The sequence below is a fragment of the Caloramator sp. mosi_1 genome (assembly GCF_028622835.1).
In the GTDB taxonomy this organism is placed as follows: domain Bacteria; phylum Bacillota; class Clostridia; order Clostridiales; family Caloramatoraceae; genus Thermobrachium.
On record NZ_CP117677.1, the window covers coordinates 2,637,742 to 2,656,890 of the forward strand.

30 protein-coding genes and 8 pseudogenes are annotated in these 19,149 nt (G+C 32.3%); 12 read left to right on the plus strand and 26 right to left on the minus strand.

What is annotated here, in order from left to right; all coding sequences use genetic code 11:
- Positions 1–338: 338 nt before the first annotated feature.
- The 8 genes and pseudogenes from alr to PL321_RS22025 form a co-directional block, all read right to left on the minus strand.
- Positions 339–1,492 (minus strand): annotated as a pseudogene (alr, locus tag PL321_RS18605) (alanine racemase).
- 69 nt (positions 1,493–1,561) lie between these two features.
- Positions 1,562–2,128 carry a hypothetical protein gene (locus tag PL321_RS18610; protein WP_273962966.1) on the minus strand — a complete coding sequence of 189 codons (567 nt, stop codon included), beginning with the start codon at positions 2,126–2,128 and terminating at the stop codon, positions 1,562–1,564.
- A 49-nt stretch (positions 2,129–2,177) separates the two neighbouring features.
- Positions 2,178–2,681: an NAD(P)H-hydrate dehydratase gene (locus PL321_RS18615; RefSeq protein ID WP_337961239.1), complete on the minus strand. Its 504-nt coding sequence runs from the start codon at positions 2,679–2,681 to the stop codon at positions 2,178–2,180.
- Between the two features lie 25 nt (positions 2,682–2,706).
- Positions 2,707–2,916 (minus strand): hypothetical protein, encoded by a 210-nt coding sequence (locus PL321_RS18620; protein ID WP_337960885.1) that lies wholly within the window; start codon positions 2,914–2,916, stop codon positions 2,707–2,709.
- 47 nt (positions 2,917–2,963) lie between these two features.
- The gene (locus PL321_RS18625; protein ID WP_337961240.1) at positions 2,964–3,356 is read right to left on the minus strand and encodes an NAD(P)H-hydrate epimerase; all 393 of its coding nucleotides are present in this window, start codon (positions 3,354–3,356) and stop codon (positions 2,964–2,966) included.
- Complete coding sequence (locus tag PL321_RS18630; protein WP_337961241.1) at positions 3,353–3,577, minus strand: NAD(P)H-hydrate epimerase; 225 nt, start codon at positions 3,575–3,577, stop codon at positions 3,353–3,355. Before PL321_RS18630 ends, PL321_RS18625 begins: the two co-directional genes overlap by 4 nt.
- A 96-nt stretch (positions 3,578–3,673) precedes the next feature.
- A pseudogene (gene acpS, locus PL321_RS18635) lies at positions 3,674–4,030 on the minus strand (holo-ACP synthase).
- Between the two features lie 329 nt (positions 4,031–4,359).
- Positions 4,360–4,512: a DUF6514 family protein gene (locus PL321_RS22025; RefSeq protein ID WP_443110841.1), complete on the minus strand. Its 153-nt coding sequence runs from the start codon at positions 4,510–4,512 to the stop codon at positions 4,360–4,362.
- Positions 4,513–5,246: 734 nt separating this feature from the next.
- Here PL321_RS22025 and PL321_RS18640 point away from each other — a divergent pair.
- On the plus strand, positions 5,247–5,489 hold the full coding sequence (locus PL321_RS18640; RefSeq protein WP_273962967.1) for a cupin domain-containing protein: 243 nt from the start codon (positions 5,247–5,249) through the stop codon (positions 5,487–5,489).
- Here the strand turns inward: PL321_RS18640 and PL321_RS18645 are convergent.
- From PL321_RS18645 to PL321_RS18700, 12 genes and pseudogenes are all read right to left on the minus strand, one after another.
- Positions 5,419–5,886 (minus strand): type II toxin-antitoxin system death-on-curing family toxin, encoded by a 468-nt coding sequence (locus PL321_RS18645; RefSeq protein WP_337961242.1) that lies wholly within the window; start codon positions 5,884–5,886, stop codon positions 5,419–5,421. The genes PL321_RS18640 and PL321_RS18645 overlap by 71 nt on opposite strands.
- The gene (locus PL321_RS18650) at positions 5,883–6,125 is read right to left on the minus strand and encodes a type II toxin-antitoxin system Phd/YefM family antitoxin (RefSeq protein ID WP_273962968.1); all 243 of its coding nucleotides are present in this window, start codon (positions 6,123–6,125) and stop codon (positions 5,883–5,885) included. Before PL321_RS18650 ends, PL321_RS18645 begins: the two co-directional genes overlap by 4 nt.
- Before the next feature lie 75 nt (positions 6,126–6,200).
- Positions 6,201–6,329 carry a hypothetical protein gene (locus tag PL321_RS18655; protein WP_273962969.1) on the minus strand — a complete coding sequence of 43 codons (129 nt, stop codon included), beginning with the start codon at positions 6,327–6,329 and terminating at the stop codon, positions 6,201–6,203.
- Positions 6,307–6,747, minus strand: a complete 441-nt coding sequence (locus tag PL321_RS18660) for a hypothetical protein (RefSeq protein ID WP_273962970.1) — start codon at positions 6,745–6,747, stop codon at positions 6,307–6,309. Before PL321_RS18660 ends, PL321_RS18655 begins: the two co-directional genes overlap by 23 nt.
- Before the next feature lie 2 nt (positions 6,748–6,749).
- Positions 6,750–7,022, minus strand: a complete 273-nt coding sequence (locus PL321_RS18665; protein WP_273962971.1) for a hypothetical protein — start codon at positions 7,020–7,022, stop codon at positions 6,750–6,752.
- 245 nt (positions 7,023–7,267) lie between these two features.
- On the minus strand, positions 7,268–7,540 hold the full coding sequence (locus PL321_RS18670) for a hypothetical protein (protein ID WP_273962972.1): 273 nt from the start codon (positions 7,538–7,540) through the stop codon (positions 7,268–7,270).
- Positions 7,540–7,746: a hypothetical protein gene (locus tag PL321_RS22030; protein WP_273962973.1), complete on the minus strand. Its 207-nt coding sequence runs from the start codon at positions 7,744–7,746 to the stop codon at positions 7,540–7,542. The genes PL321_RS18670 and PL321_RS22030 overlap by 1 nt, the downstream gene beginning before the upstream one ends.
- Positions 7,719–8,173: pseudogene (locus PL321_RS18680) on the minus strand (thioredoxin domain-containing protein). Before PL321_RS18680 ends, PL321_RS22030 begins: the two are co-directional and overlap by 28 nt.
- Before the next feature lie 88 nt (positions 8,174–8,261).
- On the minus strand, positions 8,262–8,402 hold the full coding sequence (locus PL321_RS18685; RefSeq protein WP_273962974.1) for a DUF4351 domain-containing protein: 141 nt from the start codon (positions 8,400–8,402) through the stop codon (positions 8,262–8,264).
- A gap of 100 nt (positions 8,403–8,502) precedes the next feature.
- Positions 8,503–8,703 (minus strand): hypothetical protein, encoded by a 201-nt coding sequence (locus PL321_RS18690; RefSeq protein WP_273962975.1) that lies wholly within the window; start codon positions 8,701–8,703, stop codon positions 8,503–8,505.
- 23 nt (positions 8,704–8,726) lie between these two features.
- Positions 8,727–8,912, minus strand: coding sequence for a hypothetical protein (locus PL321_RS18695; protein WP_273962976.1), 186 nt, complete (start codon positions 8,910–8,912; stop codon positions 8,727–8,729).
- Between the two features lie 541 nt (positions 8,913–9,453).
- A complete protein-coding gene (locus PL321_RS18700) occupies positions 9,454–9,609 on the minus strand; it encodes a hypothetical protein (RefSeq protein ID WP_273962977.1) in 156 nt (51 codons plus the stop codon).
- A 135-nt stretch (positions 9,610–9,744) separates the two neighbouring features.
- Here PL321_RS18700 and PL321_RS18705 point away from each other — a divergent pair, with 135 nt between their 5' ends.
- The 7 genes and pseudogenes from PL321_RS18705 to PL321_RS18735 all read left to right on the plus strand — a co-directional run bounded on the left by PL321_RS18705 (position 9,745) and on the right by PL321_RS18735 (position 13,044).
- Positions 9,745–10,134, plus strand: coding sequence for an ABC transporter transmembrane domain-containing protein (locus PL321_RS18705; protein ID WP_273962978.1), 390 nt, complete (start codon positions 9,745–9,747; stop codon positions 10,132–10,134).
- Positions 10,131–10,226, plus strand: a complete 96-nt coding sequence (locus PL321_RS18710; protein ID WP_273962979.1) for a hypothetical protein — start codon at positions 10,131–10,133, stop codon at positions 10,224–10,226. The genes PL321_RS18705 and PL321_RS18710 overlap by 4 nt, the downstream gene beginning before the upstream one ends.
- Positions 10,223–10,615, plus strand: coding sequence for a hypothetical protein (locus PL321_RS18715; RefSeq protein ID WP_273962980.1), 393 nt, complete (start codon positions 10,223–10,225; stop codon positions 10,613–10,615). The genes PL321_RS18710 and PL321_RS18715 overlap by 4 nt, the downstream gene beginning before the upstream one ends.
- Positions 10,615–10,821, plus strand: a pseudogene (locus PL321_RS18720) (ATP-binding cassette domain-containing protein); the annotation flags it as partial. The gene PL321_RS18715 and the pseudogene PL321_RS18720, both read left to right, overlap by 1 nt.
- Positions 10,822–11,258: 437 nt before the next feature.
- Positions 11,259–12,233: an ABC transporter transmembrane domain-containing protein gene (locus PL321_RS18725; protein WP_273962981.1), complete on the plus strand. Its 975-nt coding sequence runs from the start codon at positions 11,259–11,261 to the stop codon at positions 12,231–12,233.
- The gene (locus PL321_RS18730; protein WP_273962982.1) at positions 12,182–12,571 is read left to right on the plus strand and encodes an ATP-binding cassette domain-containing protein; all 390 of its coding nucleotides are present in this window, start codon (positions 12,182–12,184) and stop codon (positions 12,569–12,571) included. The genes PL321_RS18725 and PL321_RS18730 overlap by 52 nt, the downstream gene beginning before the upstream one ends.
- Positions 12,572–12,618: 47 nt before the next feature.
- On the plus strand, positions 12,619–13,044 hold the full coding sequence (locus tag PL321_RS18735; RefSeq protein WP_273964701.1) for an ATP-binding cassette domain-containing protein: 426 nt from the start codon (positions 12,619–12,621) through the stop codon (positions 13,042–13,044).
- A 108-nt stretch (positions 13,045–13,152) separates the two neighbouring features.
- On the opposite strand, the gene PL321_RS18740 is transcribed toward PL321_RS18735, so the two are convergent.
- The 3 genes and pseudogenes from PL321_RS18740 to PL321_RS18750 all read right to left on the minus strand — a co-directional run bounded on the left by PL321_RS18740 (position 13,153) and on the right by PL321_RS18750 (position 14,170).
- A complete protein-coding gene (locus PL321_RS18740; RefSeq protein ID WP_273962983.1) occupies positions 13,153–13,395 on the minus strand; it encodes a hypothetical protein in 243 nt (80 codons plus the stop codon).
- A gap of 27 nt (positions 13,396–13,422) precedes the next feature.
- Positions 13,423–13,988, minus strand: a pseudogene (locus PL321_RS18745) (CapA family protein); the annotation flags it as partial.
- On the minus strand, positions 13,925–14,170 hold the full coding sequence (locus PL321_RS18750) for a hypothetical protein (RefSeq protein WP_273962984.1): 246 nt from the start codon (positions 14,168–14,170) through the stop codon (positions 13,925–13,927). The pseudogene PL321_RS18745 and the gene PL321_RS18750, both read right to left, overlap by 64 nt.
- A 170-nt stretch (positions 14,171–14,340) precedes the next feature.
- On the opposite strand from PL321_RS18750, the pseudogene PL321_RS22035 reads away from it, so the two are divergent.
- The 4 genes and pseudogenes from PL321_RS22035 (at position 14,341) to PL321_RS18770 (ending at position 17,554) form a co-directional block, all read left to right on the plus strand.
- Positions 14,341–15,271: pseudogene (locus PL321_RS22035) on the plus strand (AAA family ATPase).
- A gap of 195 nt (positions 15,272–15,466) precedes the next feature.
- Positions 15,467–16,393, plus strand: a complete 927-nt coding sequence (locus PL321_RS18760; RefSeq protein ID WP_273962985.1) for a DUF58 domain-containing protein — start codon at positions 15,467–15,469, stop codon at positions 16,391–16,393.
- A 415-nt stretch (positions 16,394–16,808) separates the two neighbouring features.
- On the plus strand, positions 16,809–17,297 hold the full coding sequence (locus PL321_RS18765) for a hypothetical protein (RefSeq protein ID WP_273962986.1): 489 nt from the start codon (positions 16,809–16,811) through the stop codon (positions 17,295–17,297).
- Complete coding sequence (locus tag PL321_RS18770; protein WP_273962987.1) at positions 17,294–17,554, plus strand: hypothetical protein; 261 nt, start codon at positions 17,294–17,296, stop codon at positions 17,552–17,554. Before PL321_RS18765 ends, PL321_RS18770 begins: the two co-directional genes overlap by 4 nt.
- Before the next feature lie 84 nt (positions 17,555–17,638).
- Here PL321_RS18770 and PL321_RS18775 read toward each other — a convergent pair.
- The 3 genes and pseudogenes from PL321_RS18775 to PL321_RS22045 form a co-directional block, all read right to left on the minus strand.
- Positions 17,639–18,652 (minus strand): annotated as a pseudogene (locus PL321_RS18775) (permease).
- Between the two features lie 73 nt (positions 18,653–18,725).
- A complete protein-coding gene (locus PL321_RS22040) occupies positions 18,726–18,902 on the minus strand; it encodes a hypothetical protein (protein WP_443110845.1) in 177 nt (58 codons plus the stop codon).
- 27 nt (positions 18,903–18,929) lie between these two features.
- Positions 18,930–19,129 (minus strand): annotated as a pseudogene (locus PL321_RS22045) (SDR family NAD(P)-dependent oxidoreductase); the annotation flags it as partial.
- Positions 19,130–19,149: the final 20 nt, after the last annotated feature.

The window sequence follows — 19,149 nt, forward strand, 5'->3', positions numbered from 1 at the left end:
TACTTTATTTGCAACCTTTATTCCTCTTTATCATTATTCCCAATTTAAATAATAATATTATATTTTAAGTTGTAGATTCTATTGTTTTTGATTTTAATATGCAGTACTTGATGATTTTAAAAATACGATGAATTTGCCATATGGATTGCTTATTTTAAAATGCCAATAAAAAATTACTGTTCTTTTTGAACATATTATATAACTATTATATATTGAGTTTTGTAAATGTCAAACTAAATTAATCGCAGAAGTTCATATAAAAATTGAGTGGTTATTTGAACAGATTTATTTCTATTTAATTGCAATTTATAACTTCAACTAAGTTGGATTTATAGGCTCTATTTTTCCATAAATTGGTTGTATTCACCTTCACCTGGGTGGCACTTATATATTCTTGGTACGCGTTTTGAAACCATACATAACACTTCATAGCTTATGGTTTGGAGCCTTTTGCTATTACGTCTGCTGTTATTCTTTTGTCGCCTGACGTTCCCATTATTACAACTTCGTCTCCTATTTTCACATCTCCTACTTCTGTGACATCTGCCATACACTGGTCCATACATATTCTGCCTACAACATCTACTTCCTTTCCCTTTATTAAAACCGTTGCTTTTCCTGACATTATTCTTGAAAAACCATCGGCATAGCCAAAGGGAAGTGTTGCTATTATTCTTTCTCCTTCTGTAATATACTGTCGTCCATAGTTGATTGAGGTGCCCTTGTCTACTTTTTTACCATTGCAACCTTTGCCTTAAGGCTCATTGCCGGAATTAGATTAACCCTCGTTTTGTCTACTTCATCGGAGGGATAATAGCCATAGAGCATAATTCCAGGGCGAACTGCATCAAAGTAGCTCTCCTCTAAATCTATTATTGCTGCACTGTTTGCCATATGCTTTATTTTAAAGTTTATTCCTTCTTTACTTAGTTCTTCTATAATCCCTTTAAAGGCTTCAATCTGCATCCTTGAATAGGTTTTATCTCTAATGTCGGCACAGGAAAAATGAGAATATATTCCCTCTACATAAAGATTATTGAGGCTGCATATTTTTATTATATCCATTTTTGCACCGTCATTTACTACAAAGCCTAATCTTCCCATACCAGTATCTATTTTTATGTGAACCTTTGCTATTTTATTCATTTTTGTGCTATAAAATTAAGTTTTTCTGCTAAATTAACATCGTATATTGTGAGGGTTATGTTGTTTTCTATTGCAGTTTCAAAGTATTCTTCAGGAGTGTAGCCTAAAACAAGAATATCCTCCTCTATTTTTGCCTTTCTTAGTTCTAATGCCTCGTTTATTATTGCAACCGCAAAAAATCAACGCCCTCCTCCTTCAAAACCTTTGCTACTTCTATTGCTCCGTGTCCATAGGCATCTGCCTTAATAACTCCAATTACCCTTCTATTCTTTACAAGTCTTTTTACTTCTTTTATATTATTTCTAATACTATCAAGATTAATTTCAGCATAGTAGGGTCTTAACATCCATTATTCCCCTTTAGTTTAACCCAATAGTAAAAACATCATCCTTTATTTCTTTGTTACATTCAAAGTTTATAAACTTTGCTCTGTAGCGTAAAGTGCCACTGTTATCGTAAATTTCAAAGTAAAGTGGTATAATGTCTTTTTGGTAAAATAAACGATAGCTTCGTTTTTGTATATGTTATCACCCTCTAACCTTAACCTTAGTTTTATAGTCTCTATACCATCTAAGACAGTATAGGTTGTTGTATATTCTTTATTTTTTAATAAACTTGTTTGAATAATACCAAGATGAATAAAGGTAGGTTCTGTTAAAATATCACCCTCAAATTTTTGGTTTATAAGTGGATGATATATTTCAAATCTTCCATTATTTAAAATCATAACCTTTCCCTTTAAAAACTCTGGCTCTAATGTCTCAATTTTAACTTTGTCGGGGGATTTATATATCTGTAGCTGTCTATACTTTGATGTGCCTTTATTGCTGTATATTTCTATTTCTACTTCAGATTTATATGAATCTAAGTTTAAAATGAAGTCCTGTACACTTTTGTCCTTTTTGATAATTTTACAGGAAATTGTGAATATTGTGAATATTAAGATTAAAAAATAGCAATATGTCTTTTCATAAAAAATCACCTACAAAAATACTACAGTTATACATATTCTTTTTGTAGGTGATTTATTACTACAGCATTGCCTGTCCTATATATTCAATTATATCACTGGCCACTAATCCATTTCCATACTTTTTATAGGCTAAATCTCCAGCACATCCGTGAATATACGCACCAAGTAGGGCTGCGTCATAGGGTGCATACCCTTGTCCTATTAAAGAAAGAATTATTCCAGTTAAAACATCTCCTGAACCTCCAGTTGCCATCCCTGGGTTGCCTGTAGTGTTTATGTAAACCCTATCACCATCTGTAACAACTGTACTTGCACCCTTTAGGAGAAGTATACATCCATATTCCTTTGCAAAGTTTACTGCAACATCTACTCTGTTTTTGTTTATATACTCAACATCAAGGCCTGTAAGCCTTGAAAACTCTCCAGGGTGAGGTGTTAAAACTACCTGACATTTTTTAGTTTTTAATCTGGCCTTTATACTTAAGAGCATATTTAGTCCATCTGCATCTATTACAAGTGGTTTGGTTGATTTTTCTAACAAATATGAGATTATTGATGTTATATGGCTTCCCTTCCTATTCCTACTCCTACAGCAACTGCATCGTAGGTTTGCATAATCTCATCCAGTTCCCTTGTTGTAAAGAGTATATAACCGTCCTTTTCATTGGATATTCTATAGGTTGCCTCTGGTAAAAGGAAGCAATCCTATCAACTATGCTTCTTTGGACAACACCCGTTACAAGTCCACTTCCTGTCCTTAGGGCTGATTTTAATGATAGGGTTACAGCCCCCGACATATTAAAACAGCCTCCAATTATTGCAACTTTACCACAGCTGCCTTTATTTACGTCATAATGTCTTTTTTTAAAAGGCTTTTGGGAAACTCTCCATAGTTTGTTATTATTTTAAGCCCTTCTTCATCTATACAGGCCTTTGGGATTGATATGTTGTCTATATAAACAGTTCCACTATATTCTCTTCCGTCATTTATTAAAAGCCCAAGTTTTGCTGTACCAAAGGTTACTGTTTCATTTGCCAAAACAGCACATCCCATTTTTATCCCTGTATCTGAGTTTATTCCAGAGGGGATGTCTACTGATATTGTGTATTTTGAGTATAGGTTTACAGCCTCTATTACTTGTTTAAAAATACCATCAACTTCTCTGTCAAGGCCTGTCCCAAAGAGGGCATCTACTACAGCATCAAAACATTTTAAGTCCTGTATTAGTTCATCTATTTGTTTTTTATTGAAATACCCATATTAAGCAGTATTTCATAATTTATTCTTGCATCGCCCTTTATTTTGCTTTCATCCCCAAACAAGTAGACGCTGACAACATATCCGTTTATCATAAGAAGCCTTGTTAGGGCAAATCCATCTCCTCCGTTATTTCCAACGCCGCAAACAATAACAACCCTTTTTATGTCCCTTTCCTTTATTCTCTTAAAAGGGCCCAGGCGGCGTTTTCCATAAGAACAATACCTGGAATTTTGTATTTTTCTATTGCTCTTTTATCTATGTTTCTCATATTTTGAGATTTTGCTACCTTCATTTTACCCCTCCATTACCACAAAGGCCACTGCATATTCTCTGCAGTGGGAAATTGATAGCTGTATGTTTTTTATATCTTTTTCCTCTGCAATTTTTTTAGCACCTCTATGTAATAAGACATAAGGTGCTCCATCCTTTTTAGTATTTCAATATCTTTAAAGGAAAATCCCTTTATCCCTGTGCCAAGTGCCTTAGACACTGCCTCCTTTGCTGCAAAGTATCCTGCTGCACTTTCTATGTTTTTGCTTTTTATGTATTCAAGTTCCCTTTGGGTGTAAACCCTCTCTAAAAACCCCTTTTTCTGAAGCTCTTTTTATGCGGTTAATTTCTATTATATCTGTTCCTACTCCTTTTATCACATAAATCACCTTTTGATGTAATTTTTTGTATTCTGCTACAGGATAAAGCTAACTCTATTTTATTTGACACCCTTAAATTTTGTATCTTTTCATTTAAAAAATAACATTTCACCTGGGTGGTAGGTTATTTATATTTTATACTTATATTTTAGATTTGGTCAAATTCTATTCATCCCAAGCATTTTTTAACTTATGGACTAATGCCATAAATTAGGCTAAAATTTGTATTTGTGTTTTATTTTCAAAGATAAAAACATAAGAACTTAAAATTCCTTGTTTACTTAAAAAGTTTATTTTTGCTAATCATATATTATTGTCAATATTTCCATTTATTTACTCAAGTAACATTTCACCTGGGTGGCACTTTCAAAATCAACGTATTCTCCAACCACTTCAATTAGATGAATAGGTGAGACTTCATTCTTCTGCAGGTCTATTAACAGCTTTAATACCTTTGTTCTGTCAGTGCTTACAAAGTCTATTCTCTCTTTTCAATTCCTACCATTTTATTTTTATCATAATCCTCCCTTACAACCTCAATTCCATAGAATTTTAGTTCTATATCACTTTGTTCAATATTGAATTTTTACAATTTATAACCATATAGTACCTATAAATATAGCTTCTGTTGTCGTCTAATATTGTTCTACAGCTTGCTATTTCAACAACGTCCTTCATATTTACCCCCTTAGTTCTATTTTCTATTATATTTTAGCACCTACCCTATTTAATTTTTGTTGAAATTTGATAAGGGATAAAAATATTTTTTCAACATTATTTCTAAATTTTAGAGTCAATTAATTTTATTTTTTATATTTATATACAATATATTCCATTTTATTATTGTCTCTTAATATATTTTGTCGTAATATTATTTTGTGGTATAATTTGTATGTAGGAAAATGATAATGAAATACTGCCCAAAAGTACTTTTAACCTAATCAACGACAGAAGTCACCCACTTCTATAAGTGGATGATGAATGTCGCTGAAAATTAGTGAAAAACAAGCTACTAAAATTAGCTATGCAAATAGTAAAACTGGGGATGGAACGGCCCTATGAGCGTGGGTAAACTTGCTCCGATAGGAGTATTGACCACGAAACCACCACCTCTATAGATGGTGGTAATTCACGAATACATATGTAAGTTAAAGAAAACTTTATATTATACAAGGAGGTCAGATTATGGAAAAAATAAAGATTAAGCAAATGTCCCTTGAAGAGGCAAAAGCTTGGAATTGACACTTGGGGAAGATGGAGCTGCGGAGTTTCTAAGTTTGACTGGCAATACGATGAAACAGAAACGTGCTATATTTTTGAGGGAGAGGTTATTGTTACAACTCCAATTGAAACTGTGGTTATAAATGAAGGAATGCTTGTTACATTTCCTAAGGGATTAAAGTGTACTTGGGATGTAAAAAGGCCAATAAATAAGGCATATACATTTGATGCAATCTAAAAGCCTCAGTGGATACTGAGGCTATTTTTGTGTTTTTTATCCAGTTTACAATATCTTTTTGCCTTAAACTACCACACGCAATGTCGAGTCCTAATTTAACAAGCTCCTCTTGTGTATATTCAATATATACATTGTTATATTCTAATAAAACAAGCATAATATAAATTCCCATTCTTTTATTACCATCCACAAATGGATGATTATTTATTATTGAATAGCATATATTTGCACATTTTTCTTCAACAGTTGGATAAAGTTCAATTCCTTCAAAGGTTATTTTTGAGTTTTCTATTGCTGATTCAAGAAGCTCAATGCTTCTTATGCCATAAGTTCCTCCTGTTGCCTCAACCATTTTCATATACATTTTTAAAATAAAGGATATCTCTATATACTTTATTTAGCAAGCTCCTTAAATGCCTCTAAATTTTTCATTAAAATTTTGTTTGCTATATCTTCTAATTTTTCTTCTTCTCCTGTTGTTTCTTTGTTAAATTCTTCATAGTCTAATAAAATATATTTAGGTTTATTATTTTTTAATATTATTACAGGCTTATCCTTTTCAACCATTCTTGCTATTTTAGAAAAATTTTGATTAGCCTCTGAAATTGATACTAAATTTTTAGTATTTACCAACATATCATCACCTCCACATCCTCTATTTATATTATATCATATTTTAGGATAAATTTATCCTATTGTTTAAAAATTCATCTATTTTTGTGGTAATCCGCAGGTGAAATTTTTGCATACATAGGCGTAGGGTTCGTCCTTTATTTTAATTTCTTTAATGTGGGGTATAATTTCATCTACCTTATCATCAGTTTTTACAAGCACCAGCATATTTTTGTATATTTTTTCTCATCTGTTCAAGGAATCTATCTATTTCCTTTTTATCCCTTGAAGCTATTACTATATCAATAGGCTCTGAAAAGAGTAAATCCTGTACAAGCAGTGCAAAGCTATGGGCAGATTTTATAGCCTTTATTTCCTTTGCAAAGCTGTTTAAGGTTTCATTTGCATATTTTTGATATCTTGTATCGCCAGTAATTCGATATAGAAGATATAGAACATAAGCTGCAACTGAATTTCCTGAAGGAACAGCACCATCATATATTTCCTTATTTCTTAATATTAATTCAGAGGACTCTTTTGCCTGGAAAAATGCACCTCTTTCACTATCCCATAATTCTTCTATCATCTTTTCGACTAATTTTATTGTCTCACTTAAGTACCTTGCTTCAAAGGTTGATAAATACAATTCTAAAAGTCCGAAGGTAAAAAGGCATAATCATCAATTAACGGTTCAAAGCTGTATTCACCATCTTTATATCTATGCTTTAATCCGTCCTTTGAAAGAGAGAGTATAAAATCTGCTGCCTTTTTTGCCATATTTATATATTCATTATTGTTTAATACAAAACCTGCCCTTGATAAGGCTGCAATCATAAGACCATTCCAGTCGGTTAATATCTTTTCATCCCGTAAAGGTCTTATTCTATTTTCTCTAAATTTAAATATTTTGTCTCTAATCACTTCTAACTTATCTCTATATTCCTCATATTCCTTTATTTTATATAAAAGGTTTTGGCCTATTTTCTCGCCTGTTGCCTCCTCTTCAAAATTACCCTCCTCCTTTATGTTATATACCCTTTTAAAAAGTTCAAACTCATCGTTTGTTAATATGTTTCTAAGCTCATCATATGTAAAGGTGTAAAACTTTCCCTCAACCCCTTCACTATCTGCATCCTCTGCTGAATAAAAGGCACCTTCCTTTGAGGTTAAATCTCTTTTACATATTCAATAACCTTTTGTGCTACGGTTTTATATTTTTCTTCTCCAAAGACTCTATAGGCTTCTATATAGGCCAAAGTAAGTAGGGCTTGGTCGTACAGCATTTTTTCAAAGTGAGGAAGTTTCCATTCTCTGTCGGTAGAATATCTATGGAATCCATACCCAATATGGTCAAATATTCCACCCTGCATCATTGCATCAAGCGTTTTTGTTACCATATCCTTTATATCCTCATCCTTCTTTTCAACATATATGTTCATTAAAAATAACAGGTTGTGGGGATTGGAAATTTTGGTCTTTTATTAAATCCTCCATATAGTCTATCAAATATTACTTCAAACTCATTTACTGCCTCAAGCACATCCTCCTTTGTTATTTTTCCCTTTTTATCTTCTTGATTGAGTTTTGTAAGTTCTCTAAAAATTTTCTCGGATGAGTCTAAAAGCTTTTTCTGTCCTTTTTCCAAAGTTCGTCTATTCTCTTTATCAAATCCTTCATTCCTATTCTGTTATATATAGTTTCCTTTGGAATATATGTGGCAGAAAAGAAGGGTTTTTGTTTGGTGTCATTATAATAGTTAAAGGCCAACCTCCGTGTCCTGTCATCATCTGACAATACATCATATATATACTGTCTATATCCGGTCTTTCTTCTCTGTCCACCTTTATGCAAATAAAGGTTTCATTTAGAAGTTTTGCAACCTCCTCATCCTCAAAGCTCTCCTTTTCCATAACGTGGCACCAGTGGCAGGTGCTGTACCCTATACTTAAGAATATTGGCTTATCCTGTTTTTCTGCCTCTTTAAAGGCCTCATCACACCAAGGATACCAGTCAACTGGATTGTGGGCGTGCTGAAGTAGATATGGGGATTTTTCATTTATTAACCTATTCATTTTAACCACTCCCTCATAATTTTAAACTTATTTTTCCCTTTTTTATCAAAATAATAAAGCAAAAGATGGGTAAACATCTCTTGCTTTATTATTCAAGATACTTATTTAATTCATTTATATCCTTCATATCGATAATTTCAATTAAGATTATATCTATTATTTCTAAAGGTAAATTTTTTAATTTTTCTTTATAGTCTTCTGGTACCTTCCCAAACTTCTTAACGAGCAATCTAAGTAAAGTCTCTATCTTTCCATCCTTTACCCCCTCTAATTTTCCTTCTTCTCTTCCTTTTTTATGCCATCTTCATAAATCATTCTGCCTATATCTGTCATTTCAAACACCTCCCATATGCTCTTTTTATTTCATTATCACCAAACTTATTAAGTAGTGCAAACAACATACTTATACACTGTATTTTATTTTCATTATTTTTTATATTACTTGCCAGTCTAATGCAATTTGCTGCTCTTTCTGATTTGCTTATTTTACTGTTCATTAATGGAACAAAAGTTAGTTTTAATATATCCACATCTTCAAGTTCTTTTTCTCCCTCTATTTTTGTCTTATATCCTCAAATATATTATCACCATCTAAACTACTCATACAAAAGGTTTTTATATAATATTTAATACTTCCCATATTTAATTCTGACCTTACATCTTTAATATCAGATGAATAAATTACTATTGTTTCTATTCTTCTGTTTTCTTTATATACAAAAGAAGCATCATAAAACAAAAATCTTCTTAAATCACTTTCTTTATTTGTTGTTTGAAATTCAAAATGAATATAACTTCCATCGTCAGCATAAAAAATATAATCGGTATAATTCGTATTAATCTCAATATTTTTTATTTCTGTATTTGCTGGTGCTATTATTTTTTTGTTTATACCAAAAACTTTACTGCACTTTGTGAAAATAAATTAAGAGCATTTTTCATAACCGCATCCTCAATTTTATTATAATCCATATACACACCTCTTTTCCATAGTGTAATCTAAATCACTACTATTATGTGTAATTATTTCAATAATATACGAACATATGTTTGTAATATATTTTCATAATTTTCTTGATTTGTAACTTAAACTATGTTATAGTTAATTTTGAAATGTAAATTTGTTCTAACTCAAGTTTAAAGGAAGGGAGGTTGTACTGATGCTTAATAGAGTATTTTTATCAGATAAAGTGAATATTTTTGTCTATTTGGTACAACCTGACCTTAATACGTCCAATTAAGCTTTTACCCTTTTGAAGATGCGGTCATAGGTTTAGTACCTATGACCTTTTTATTTTATCTGGAGGTGAGATTATGTTCTTTAAATTTATGAAGGGATATAGATTGAAATATATATTTGCCAGTATTTCTATTATTATTTCTCTCTTTTTATCTATAATCATACCTATAATAATCAAAACAAGTATTGACTCCATTATTGGAGATAAGGAAGTTGAAGGTAGGTATATACTCTATCTTTTAACTACCTTGGAGGTAGGGATTATTTAAGAAAACATCTTTACATTGTTGCTTTTTTAATTGTTTTAATCACTTTACTTAATGGAATTTTTATGTATATTAAGGGAAAATGGTCAAGCCAGGCTGCAGAGGCTGTTGCTAAAAATTTAAGAGACAGACTCTACAGTCACCTTCAAAGGGTATACTACAACTTTCACGTAGAGGCTAAAACTGGAGATTTGATTCAAAGGTGTACCTCCGACGTTGAGACTATAAAGAGCTTTTTGGCTGTTCAATTTGTAGAGATAGGAAGAACTGTTTTTATGGTTATCTTTATACTCTCTATAATGTTTTATTACAACGTAAAATACGCCTTTGTTTCTATTTCAATTTTACCCTTTATATTTGCTGCATCCTTTGTATTTTTCAAAAGGGTTAAAAGGGAGTTTCAAATGTGTGATGAGGCAGAGGGGAAATGTCTGCTGTGCTTCAGGAGAATTTGACAGGAGTTAGAGTTGTTAAGGCCTTTAATCGTGAAGAGTATGAAATAGAAAAGTTTGAAGAAAAAATAGAAGGTATAGGGATCTTCTTTTGAAGTTAATGAAGACCTTTGCCTACTTTTGGTCTACCTCCGATGCAATGTGTATGCTCCAAACCTTCTTGGTTGTGGTATATGGTGTATATCTTGCATCAAAGGAAATAATTACACTTGGAACGCTTTTTATATTCATAAGCTACATCGGGATGCTTCTTTGGCCTATAAGACAGCTTGGAAGAATTTTATCGGATATGGGTAAGAGCTTTGTTGCAATAGGACGTATAAACGAAATATTACAGCAACCCCTTGAAGATTTAGACTCTGGAGTTAAGCCAAATATAGAAGGAAATATTAGTTTTAATAATCTATCCTTCGCTTATAAGGATGGAAAGGATGTATTAAAGGATGTTACCTTTAGCATAAAAAGGGAGAAACTGTTGCAATAATTGGGCCTTGCGGTTCAGGTAAGTCTACCTTAGCCCATCTACTACTTGGTCTTTATGATTATGATAGAGGTTCTATTGAGATTGATGGGGTTGAGGTTAAAAATATAAACAAAAACTATCTAAGGCAAAATATTGGGCTTGTTTCGCAGGACTGCTTCCTCTTTTCAAAGACTTTAAGGGAAAATATTGCAATTTCAGTAGAAAGTGCAAAGGATGACAGTATTATTCAAGCAAGTAAGATTGCTGATATACACGACACCATTTTGTCCTTTGAAAAGGGATATGAAACACAGATTGGTGAAAAGGGGTTACCCTATCTGGAGGACAAAAACAGAGGGTTGCCATTGCAAGGTGTGTTATAAAGGATTATAAGGTTTTAATATTTGACGACTCCTTAAGTGCCGTTGACACTGAAACAGAACAGCATATAAGAAGAAGGCTTAAAGAAAGAAGCAAAGATACCACAACAATTATAATCACCCACAGGCTTACAACAGCCCAAGAATGCGACAGGATAATTGTGCTTGATAAGGGAAGGATTGTTGAAATAGGAAGCCACAAGGAGCTTATGAGCAAAGATAGTTTATATAAAAAGCTTTGGGATATTCAAAGTCAGCTTGATGAGGAATAAGGTGGTGATTTTATGGAAATTAGGGAACAGGAGTTTAAAAAGAGATTCGACCTGCATCTTTGGAAAAGGTTGTTTGATTTTTTAAAGAAATATAGGAACTCTGTTATTCTTTTGGTTTTTGTTATGATTGGGGTTGGAGTAATTGATGCAACCTTCCCCATTTTAAACAGGTATGCAATAGATAATTATGTTAAAAACAATAGCCTTGAAGGTTTTTGGAAATTTATGTTGGTTTATTTAGCTTTGATAATAGTTCAGGTATTTAATGTATGGTGGCTTATTGCCCTTGCAGGTAAAATAAATATGGGGCTGTGCTACGATATTAGAAAAAATGCCTTCATTAAACTTCAAAAACTATCCTTCTCCTTCTTTGACAAAACACCTGTAGGGTGGATTATGGCAAGATTAACCTCAGACGTTGCAAGAATCGGCGATACTTTAGCTTGGGGGATTGTGGATTTTATTTGGGGAATTTCAATAATGACTTCAATTGTCATATATATGTTTATACTAAACGTTAAACTTGCTTTAATTACATTGAGTGTTGTACCATTCCTTGCTCTTTTAAGCATATATTTTCAAAAGAAGATATTATTTGAATATAGAAGGGTAAGGAGAATAAATTCACAGATAACAGGTGCCTTCAACGAGGGAATAATGGGGGCAAAAACTTCAAAGATATTAAACATTGAGGATAAAAATATACAGGAGTTTGAAGGTTTGACAAAGAGTATGTTTTCATCATCTGTACGGGCTGCCGTTTTATCCTCCATATATATGCCTCTTGTTATGACTCTTGGAAGCATTGGTACTGCCCTTGCCCTAAACTTTGGTGGAAGGAGCGTCATTTTAGGAGGCATTAGCTTTGGTACTCTAACTGCCTTTATCTCCTACTCTATTCAGTTTTTGACCCTGTTAGAGAACTTGCAAGGGTTATGGCAGAATTTATTTCTGCCCAGACTGCTGCCGAAAGAGTTATATCTTTAATTGATACAGAGGTTGAAATTAAAGATTTTGGAGAGCTGTCAAAAATCAAGAGGATAAAGGGAGACATTGAATTTAAAGATGTTTACTTTTCTTATAAGGAGGGAGAAGACGTACTTGAGGATTTCAACCTTAAAGTAAAGGCAGGACAGAGCATTGCCCTGGTTGGAGAAACAGGCTCTGGAAAAAGCACTATAGTTAATCTTCTATGCAGATTCTATGAACCAACAAGGGGAACAATTTTTATTGATGGAATGGATTATAAAACTATTCCTTTATCAAAACTGCACTCGAGCCTTGGATATGTGCTTCAAACTCCTCACCTTTTAGCGGCACTATAAAGGAGAATATACAGTATGGAAACTTAAATGCAAGTTTTGAGGAGATTATTGAGGCTGCAAAGCTTGCAAATGCTCACGAATTTATTATGTCCCTTGAAAAGGGATATGATACCGAGGTTGGTGAAGGTGGAGCTAAGCTTTCTGTTGGACAAAGACAGCTAATCTCCATTGCAAGGGCAATTGTTGCAAACCCAAGTATTTTTATATTAGACGAAGCAACCTCCTCTGTGGATACAGAAACAGAGCATATGATACAGCAGGCAATTTCAAAGGTCTTAAAGGGAAGAACCAGCTTTATAATTGCCCACAGATTATCTACAATAAAATCCGCCGACAGGATACTTGTAATAAGGGACGGCAGGATTATAGAGGATGGAAATCACAGAGAGCTTATGAAAAGAAAGGGATACTACTATAGGCTTTATACAAATCAATATATACTTGAACAGGAAAAGAATATATTTGGGACATAAAACATTTAAAAGATATAGAGCCCCAATAAGGATTTTTGAAATTATTCTTTAGCTAAAGAGCTGTGTAATCCTTTTTGGGGCTACTACTATATAACAGTTTTTTATATTTTATTTACTATATTTCTTTATTCTATCTAACACCCTTTGGGCGTCTTTTCCTGTAAACAGAGTTGGTTGGAAGTTGTTTCTATATTTAACTGATGAAACTGATGCAGGTATTATCTTATAGTTTTTACCGTCTATTAGTTTTCCGTCTTTAAACTTGAAGGTCTGTTGATATATAAAGGTGTCTTTATCAAAGGGATTTACATTGCCTCCAAAGCAAAAATTTCCAAGGCTGTAGACAATCATTTTTCCCTTATATTGTTCAATTCCCTGAATTACGTGGGGATGATGTCCTAATACTAAATCTGCACCCGAATCAATTGTGTATCTACCAAGGCTTTTTGTGTTTTATTGGCATAGTTTTTCTTCTCTTCTCCCCAATGAAAACTTACAATTACAATATTTGCACCCTTTGATTTCAGATATTTAATATCGTCCTTTATTCTTTTTCTCAAGGCCTTTGTATCTGCCCAGCCGGTATATCCTAAAAGACCAACCTTTACGCCTTTTATTTCTTTTATTTTTCTCTGTTCTCTTCCAAAATATTCTATTACACTTTTACCTAAATAATACAGTGTATCCCTGTAACCCTTTTCTAAAAAATCGTATGTATGGTTGTTTGCAAGATTTACAGCCTCTATACTACCTTCCTTTAATATGTTTGTGAATTCTGGCAAACCTTTAAACCTATAGTCTTTATTAGCCATTTTAGTTGAATTTGTTAGCGTTCCCTCAAAATTTACTATTGTTAAATCATCCTTTTCAAAAATATGTTTTACATTTCTAAAAAATAAGAATAGTCTTTGTTTTGTGTGTAAAATTCGTTCATAAAGGTTAATTTATATCGTGTTGTTGGGTCTGTACCGAGTGTACAATCTCCAGCTGCAGATATGGTTATTTCAATCACGTCGCTTTGCTTATTGTCTATATTTTGTGATGTATCTGCAAAAGCTGTTTTTATAGTATTGGTATTTGTAATTATAAATAAAGATAAAACAAAGCTTAACAGTGTTTTTTTCATTACTACTTCCCCTAAAATCATATATTTTAAATTATACCATTTTTTATTATATGTGCTATAAAAAATTTATAGACATAAAATCTATACTATATATCGACATCAATATAATTATAAGTTATTACATTTACTGATTTTATATGTTATTATATAAATGAAGGGAGTGGTAATCTGTGAAAGAATTTGTTGATTTTTCTAATAAGATAAGAAAAAATATATCAAAGGTTATTATAGGTAAAGAAGAAATAATAGATTTAATTACTGTTGGTTTTATATGCGGTGGACATATTCTTTTAGAGGATGTGCCTGGGCTTGGAAAAACTACTTTAGCAAAGGCCTTTTCAAGAACCTTAGGCCTTAATTTTACAAGAGTTCAGTTTACTCCAGATTTAATGCCCTCTGATTTAACGGGTATAAACTTCTATAATCAAAGGTCTATGGAATTTGAATTTAAAAGAGGTCCTATCTTTACGAACATACTTCTTGCTGATGAAATAAATAGAGCTACACCTCGTACACAGTCAAGCCTTCTTGAAGCTATGGAGGAAAAGCAGGTTTCAGTTGATGGAAACACCTACATTTTAAACAAGCCCTTTATGGTTCTTGCTACCCAAAACCCTGTTGAGTCCTTTGGAACCTTCCCTCTTCCTGAAGCACAACTTGATAGATTCCTAATGAGAATTTCATTAGGGTATCCAAGCAAAGAGGAGGAAAAAATATTATTAAAAGATATAAAGAGGAAAATCCTCTTGAGGAGCTTTTCGAAGTTGTAACAAGGGAAGAAATAGATTATGTTCAAAGGAATTATAAATATGTAAAGGCATCAGAGGAGGTAATAAACTACATACTTGACATAGTTGAATATATTAGAAATTCAGAGGAAGTTATACTTGGTGCAAGTCCCCGTGCTACTTTAAGCCTTTTAAGGCATCACAGGCCTATGCTGCAATAAATGGTAGGGACTTTATTATTCCTGAGGACGTTAAATTCCTTGCCCCCTATGTACTAAACCACAGAATAATAACAAAAACAAAGTCAAAATCAATTTATTCCTTTGTTTTAAAGTGCTTGGATAATGTAAAGGTTCCACTTGAAGAGGTTTAGGAGGAACTATTATGTTTTACGTTCTTTTGTTTTTGATTGGACTTTTTTTACTGTAAATGAAATGATGAAAAAGTATATTTATAAGGAAATATACTTCGACATAAACCCCTCCTGCGACGTTGTTGAATTTGGGCAGGAGATAAAGTTAAGTTTTAAGTTGGAAAATAGAAAAAAATTCCCGTAACCTTTCTTGAGGTGTTTTTAGAAGTTCCAAAGGGAATGTACTTTAAAAATGCTAAAAATAAAATAAGAGACGAACAGTATTTTGGTTTTCAGACAGTACTTATGCCCTATCAAAGAAGAATAAGAGATTATAATGTAGGTTTTAAAAAACGTGGACTTTATATAATACATAGTGCATCTTTGCAGGTTGGAGATATTTTAGGACTCTCTACTAAGGATGTCTCCTTCAATATGAATAGGTCCATTATTGTATTGCCCCGGAAATTAAATTTTGAGGAAATACTTCTACCCTATGGAAGTACAATGGGTAACATTTCTGTTAAGAGATTTATTTTAGATGATCCTACAATGATTATAGGACTTAGGGAGTATACGGGTTTTGAACCTCAAAAGCACATCCACTGGCCAACTTCTTTAAGACTTAATAAACTTATGGTTAAAAACTTTGACTACACCACCGATAGTACGGTTATGGTTGTTGTAAATGTTGAAAGTTATAAGCCCTTTTATTACAGTATAGACTACAGAAGAATTGAGGCCTGTATTTCTGTTACAAGGGATATTTGCGAAAAGTTCCACGACAATAATATACCCTATGGTATAGCAGTAAATTCACAGATAACAAGTACAAATGTAGAAGTAATACACTATGGATTAACAGAATACCACAAATACAACGTTTTAAAAATGCTTGGTATGGCCGATTACAATATATCAATGCCCTTTGAGGACTATTTAGAATATTTAATGCCAATCTGTTCAAACTACAGTTCCTTTGTTTTAATACTTCCAAAGGTTTTTAAGGAGTATGTCCAAAATATAGAAAAACTTTCAAAACAAATAAATAAGCTAACCATAATTACTGCATCTAAAGAAAACCTTGAACTTTTAAGTAAAGATAACATTGAAACCTTTATAATTGGGGGCGATTTTAATTGAGGTTAATTTCATTAAGCAGTGTATTGAACAGAGTGTCCTTTGTGTTTTTGTTTTATTTTCTATTATTACGCTAAATAGGGTTGAAATACTTTTTATATATACTATATTTGTGGTTAGTCTTTTTACTATAAAGGATTTAAACTTTATATTTTTCTATCCTTTTATGCTTCTACCTGTATTTTTTATAGAAACACTCAAACTCTGTTCTTTTTACTGGCTGCTTCTATAATGCTAAATTGGCTTTTAAAAAATAAAAAAGCTTTACAGACTACTACTATTTTAAGGACTACTTTAAAACTGCCAACAGATTAATTTTTGCCTCTCTTTTTATACATCTTATTGTATATATGACATTTAAGGACATAAGCTTTTATTGCAGTCTTTTTTAATATTTTATGCTGTGACATCTGTCCTTTTGCTAAGAACGCTGAGGGTATTATCTATTGAAGGTGAAGCAAAAATTAGTAGCTTCAATGTATTCTTTATGTCTTCTGTTCTTTTGCTCTCAGTTATTTTATCCATACCACAGATTAGAGGAATACTGTTTAAACTACTATTCTATTTATACTACTACACAACTTTATCTATAGCCTATGCAGCTGCATTTTTAATTTTCTCCTTTGCTAAGATATTTACATTGATTTTTGGAAAAGTAGATTTTAAGTTTAATCTTGATAATTTACCGCAAATTAAAAACTCCTCTAATGAATTTGCAAAAATTTCACCCAACGAAAAAACTTTAATAGATGTTTTTATGAATTCGCCAATTGTAAACCTACTTATTAAAATAGTTCTGTTTTTGATTTTAATAAAAATTGTAATGTCAATATTAAAAAGAATACAGATAGGCAATTCTTATGATGAAGAATTTGTTGAACATAAGGAATCTATAAAAGTTCTGTGATAAAAAGAAGTCCTAAAAGGTACAATCTTGATGATGAGATTGAATATGTAAGATATAGGTACTATAAATTTTTAAAGGGATTAAAGAGGATGAGGATTGATATTTTATCATCTGATACAAGCCTTGATGTCAACAAAAAGGCAGAAGGTATAAAAAATAATTTAGATAAGATTAGGGATGTTTATATAAATGCACGATACAACAATGCTAAAATAAAGAAAGAATTAGTGGATGATGTGTTTAAATTAAAAAAATGATTAAGTTAACCCCTTGAAGGATTCAGAAGTTCCTTCAAGGGGTTTTGTAAACTCTTTAAGTTTATAGAAATGGTGGCTTCACCTTTATATAAATAGGTAAGATACTGCATTAAATAGATAACCTATTATGAGTATTCCTATTGAAACAATTGATACAAATATCGTTAAAAGTTTTGGCTTTACTACTTTGCTCAGCATTATCATTGATGGTAGAGAAAGAGCTGTTACTGCCATCATAAAGGAAAGTATTGTTCCTACTCCAACTCCCTTTAGGAATAGTGCCTCTGCTATTGGCAGTGTACCGAATATATCTGCATACATTGGTATTCCAACTACTGTTGCAAGCACAACTGAAAATGGATTTTTACCTCCTACAACATTTTCAATTATGTTTTGCGGTATCCAGTTGTGTATTGTAGCACCAATTCCTACACCTATTAAAATGTAAAGCCAAACCCTTTTTATTATGTCTTTAACTTGTTCCTTTGCATAATCAATTCTTTCTTTTCTTGACATTTCTGGTACTTCTATATCCACATTTTCAATCTCTTTTACATAGCCTTCAACGTACTTTTCAAGACCTAACTTATCTATTATAGTACCACCAATTACAGCAAGTATTAAACCAACTATAACATAGGCTAAGGCAATTTTAAGTCCAAAGAAGGACATTAAAAGTAAGAAGGATGCAAGGTCTACAAGGGGTGATGATATTAGAAAGGAGAAGGTTACCCCTATTGGAAGTCCTGCTGAAGTAAAGCCTATAAATAATGGAATACTTGAACAACTGCAAAAGGTGTTACAGTTCCAAGCAGTGCACCAAGTATATTCCCTTTATTCCCTTTATGTTGCCGAGTATCTTTTTGTTCTCTCTGGTGGGAAGTAACTTTGTATATAGGATATTAAAAATATCAAGACAGAAAGAAGTATAAATATCTTTATTGTATCATAAATAAAGAAATGTACACTTCCACCTAATCTTGTATTAAAATTTAGTCTGAGAACCTTTTCAACAAATATTCTTACTAACTCATAAAGCCACGTCATCTTCAAAAGCTGGTCATTTAACCACCTAAAAATTATACCTAATATAGACATTTTTCTGCCTCCTTATTTAAGAATTTAATTATATAATTATATTATAACTTTTTAAGATTATGTCAAGGGAAGTTTACTTTCTTACAATCATATGCCTTTGGGGTTTTATTGTTACATCCGTTACTACAATTCCTTGCCTCTGGGACAGGATAAAATCTACAAAGGCTGCAACTTCCTTAGCCTCAATAAAGGTATCCTCCTCTTGCCCCTCTTTAAAATTTGCACTTCTGTAAAAGTTTGTCTTAGTCATATCTGGATGAATAGTTACAACTTTTACCCCATACTTTCTAACCTCGTCAAACAGACTATTTGCAAAGTGGGTAAGACCTGCCTTAGTTGCTGCATAGGCACAGCCATAGGTGCTTGATTTTTGGCAGTTATTGATGAGATATTTATTATATATCCCTTATTTTTCTTTAAATCCCTAAGAAGCTGTTGAGTTAAAATTAGCGGAACTTCTAAGTTGGTCTTAACCATTTCATCTATCTTTTAGGATT

Excerpts from the sequence above, each read along its gene's own strand:
- PL321_RS18655 (WP_273962969.1), bottom strand. The coding sequence starts at position 6,329 with ATGCTGGTGCTTGTAAAAACTGATGATAAGGTAGATGAAATTATACCC.
- PL321_RS18650 (WP_273962968.1), bottom strand. The coding sequence starts at position 6,125 with ATGTTGGTAAATACTAAAAATTTAGTATCAATTTCAGAGGCTAATCAA.
- PL321_RS18670 (WP_273962972.1), bottom strand. The coding sequence starts at position 7,540 with ATGAACATATATGTTGAAAAGAAGGATGAGGATATAAAGGATATGGTA.
- PL321_RS18620 (WP_337960885.1), bottom strand. The coding sequence starts at position 2,916 with ATGTCGGGGGCTGTAACCCTATCATTAAAATCAGCCCTAAGGACAGGA.
- PL321_RS18730 (WP_273962982.1), top strand. The coding sequence starts at position 12,182 with ATGGCAGAATTTATTTCTGCCCAGACTGCTGCCGAAAGAGTTATATCT.
- PL321_RS18725 (WP_273962981.1), top strand. The coding sequence starts at position 11,259 with ATGGAAATTAGGGAACAGGAGTTTAAAAAGAGATTCGACCTGCATCTT.
- PL321_RS22040 (WP_443110845.1), bottom strand. The coding sequence starts at position 18,902 with ATGACTAAGACAAACTTTTACAGAAGTGCAAATTTTAAAGAGGGGCAA.
- PL321_RS18740 (WP_273962983.1), bottom strand. The coding sequence starts at position 13,395 with ATGATTGTCTACAGCCTTGGAAATTTTTGCTTTGGAGGCAATGTAAAT.
- PL321_RS18700 (WP_273962977.1), bottom strand. The coding sequence starts at position 9,609 with ATGGAGTCAATACTTGTTTTGATTATTATAGGTATGATTATAGATAAA.
- PL321_RS18750 (WP_273962984.1), bottom strand. The coding sequence starts at position 14,170 with ATGAAAAAAACACTGTTAAGCTTTGTTTTATCTTTATTTATAATTACA.
- PL321_RS18705 (WP_273962978.1), top strand. The coding sequence starts at position 9,745 with ATGTATATTAAGGGAAAATGGTCAAGCCAGGCTGCAGAGGCTGTTGCT.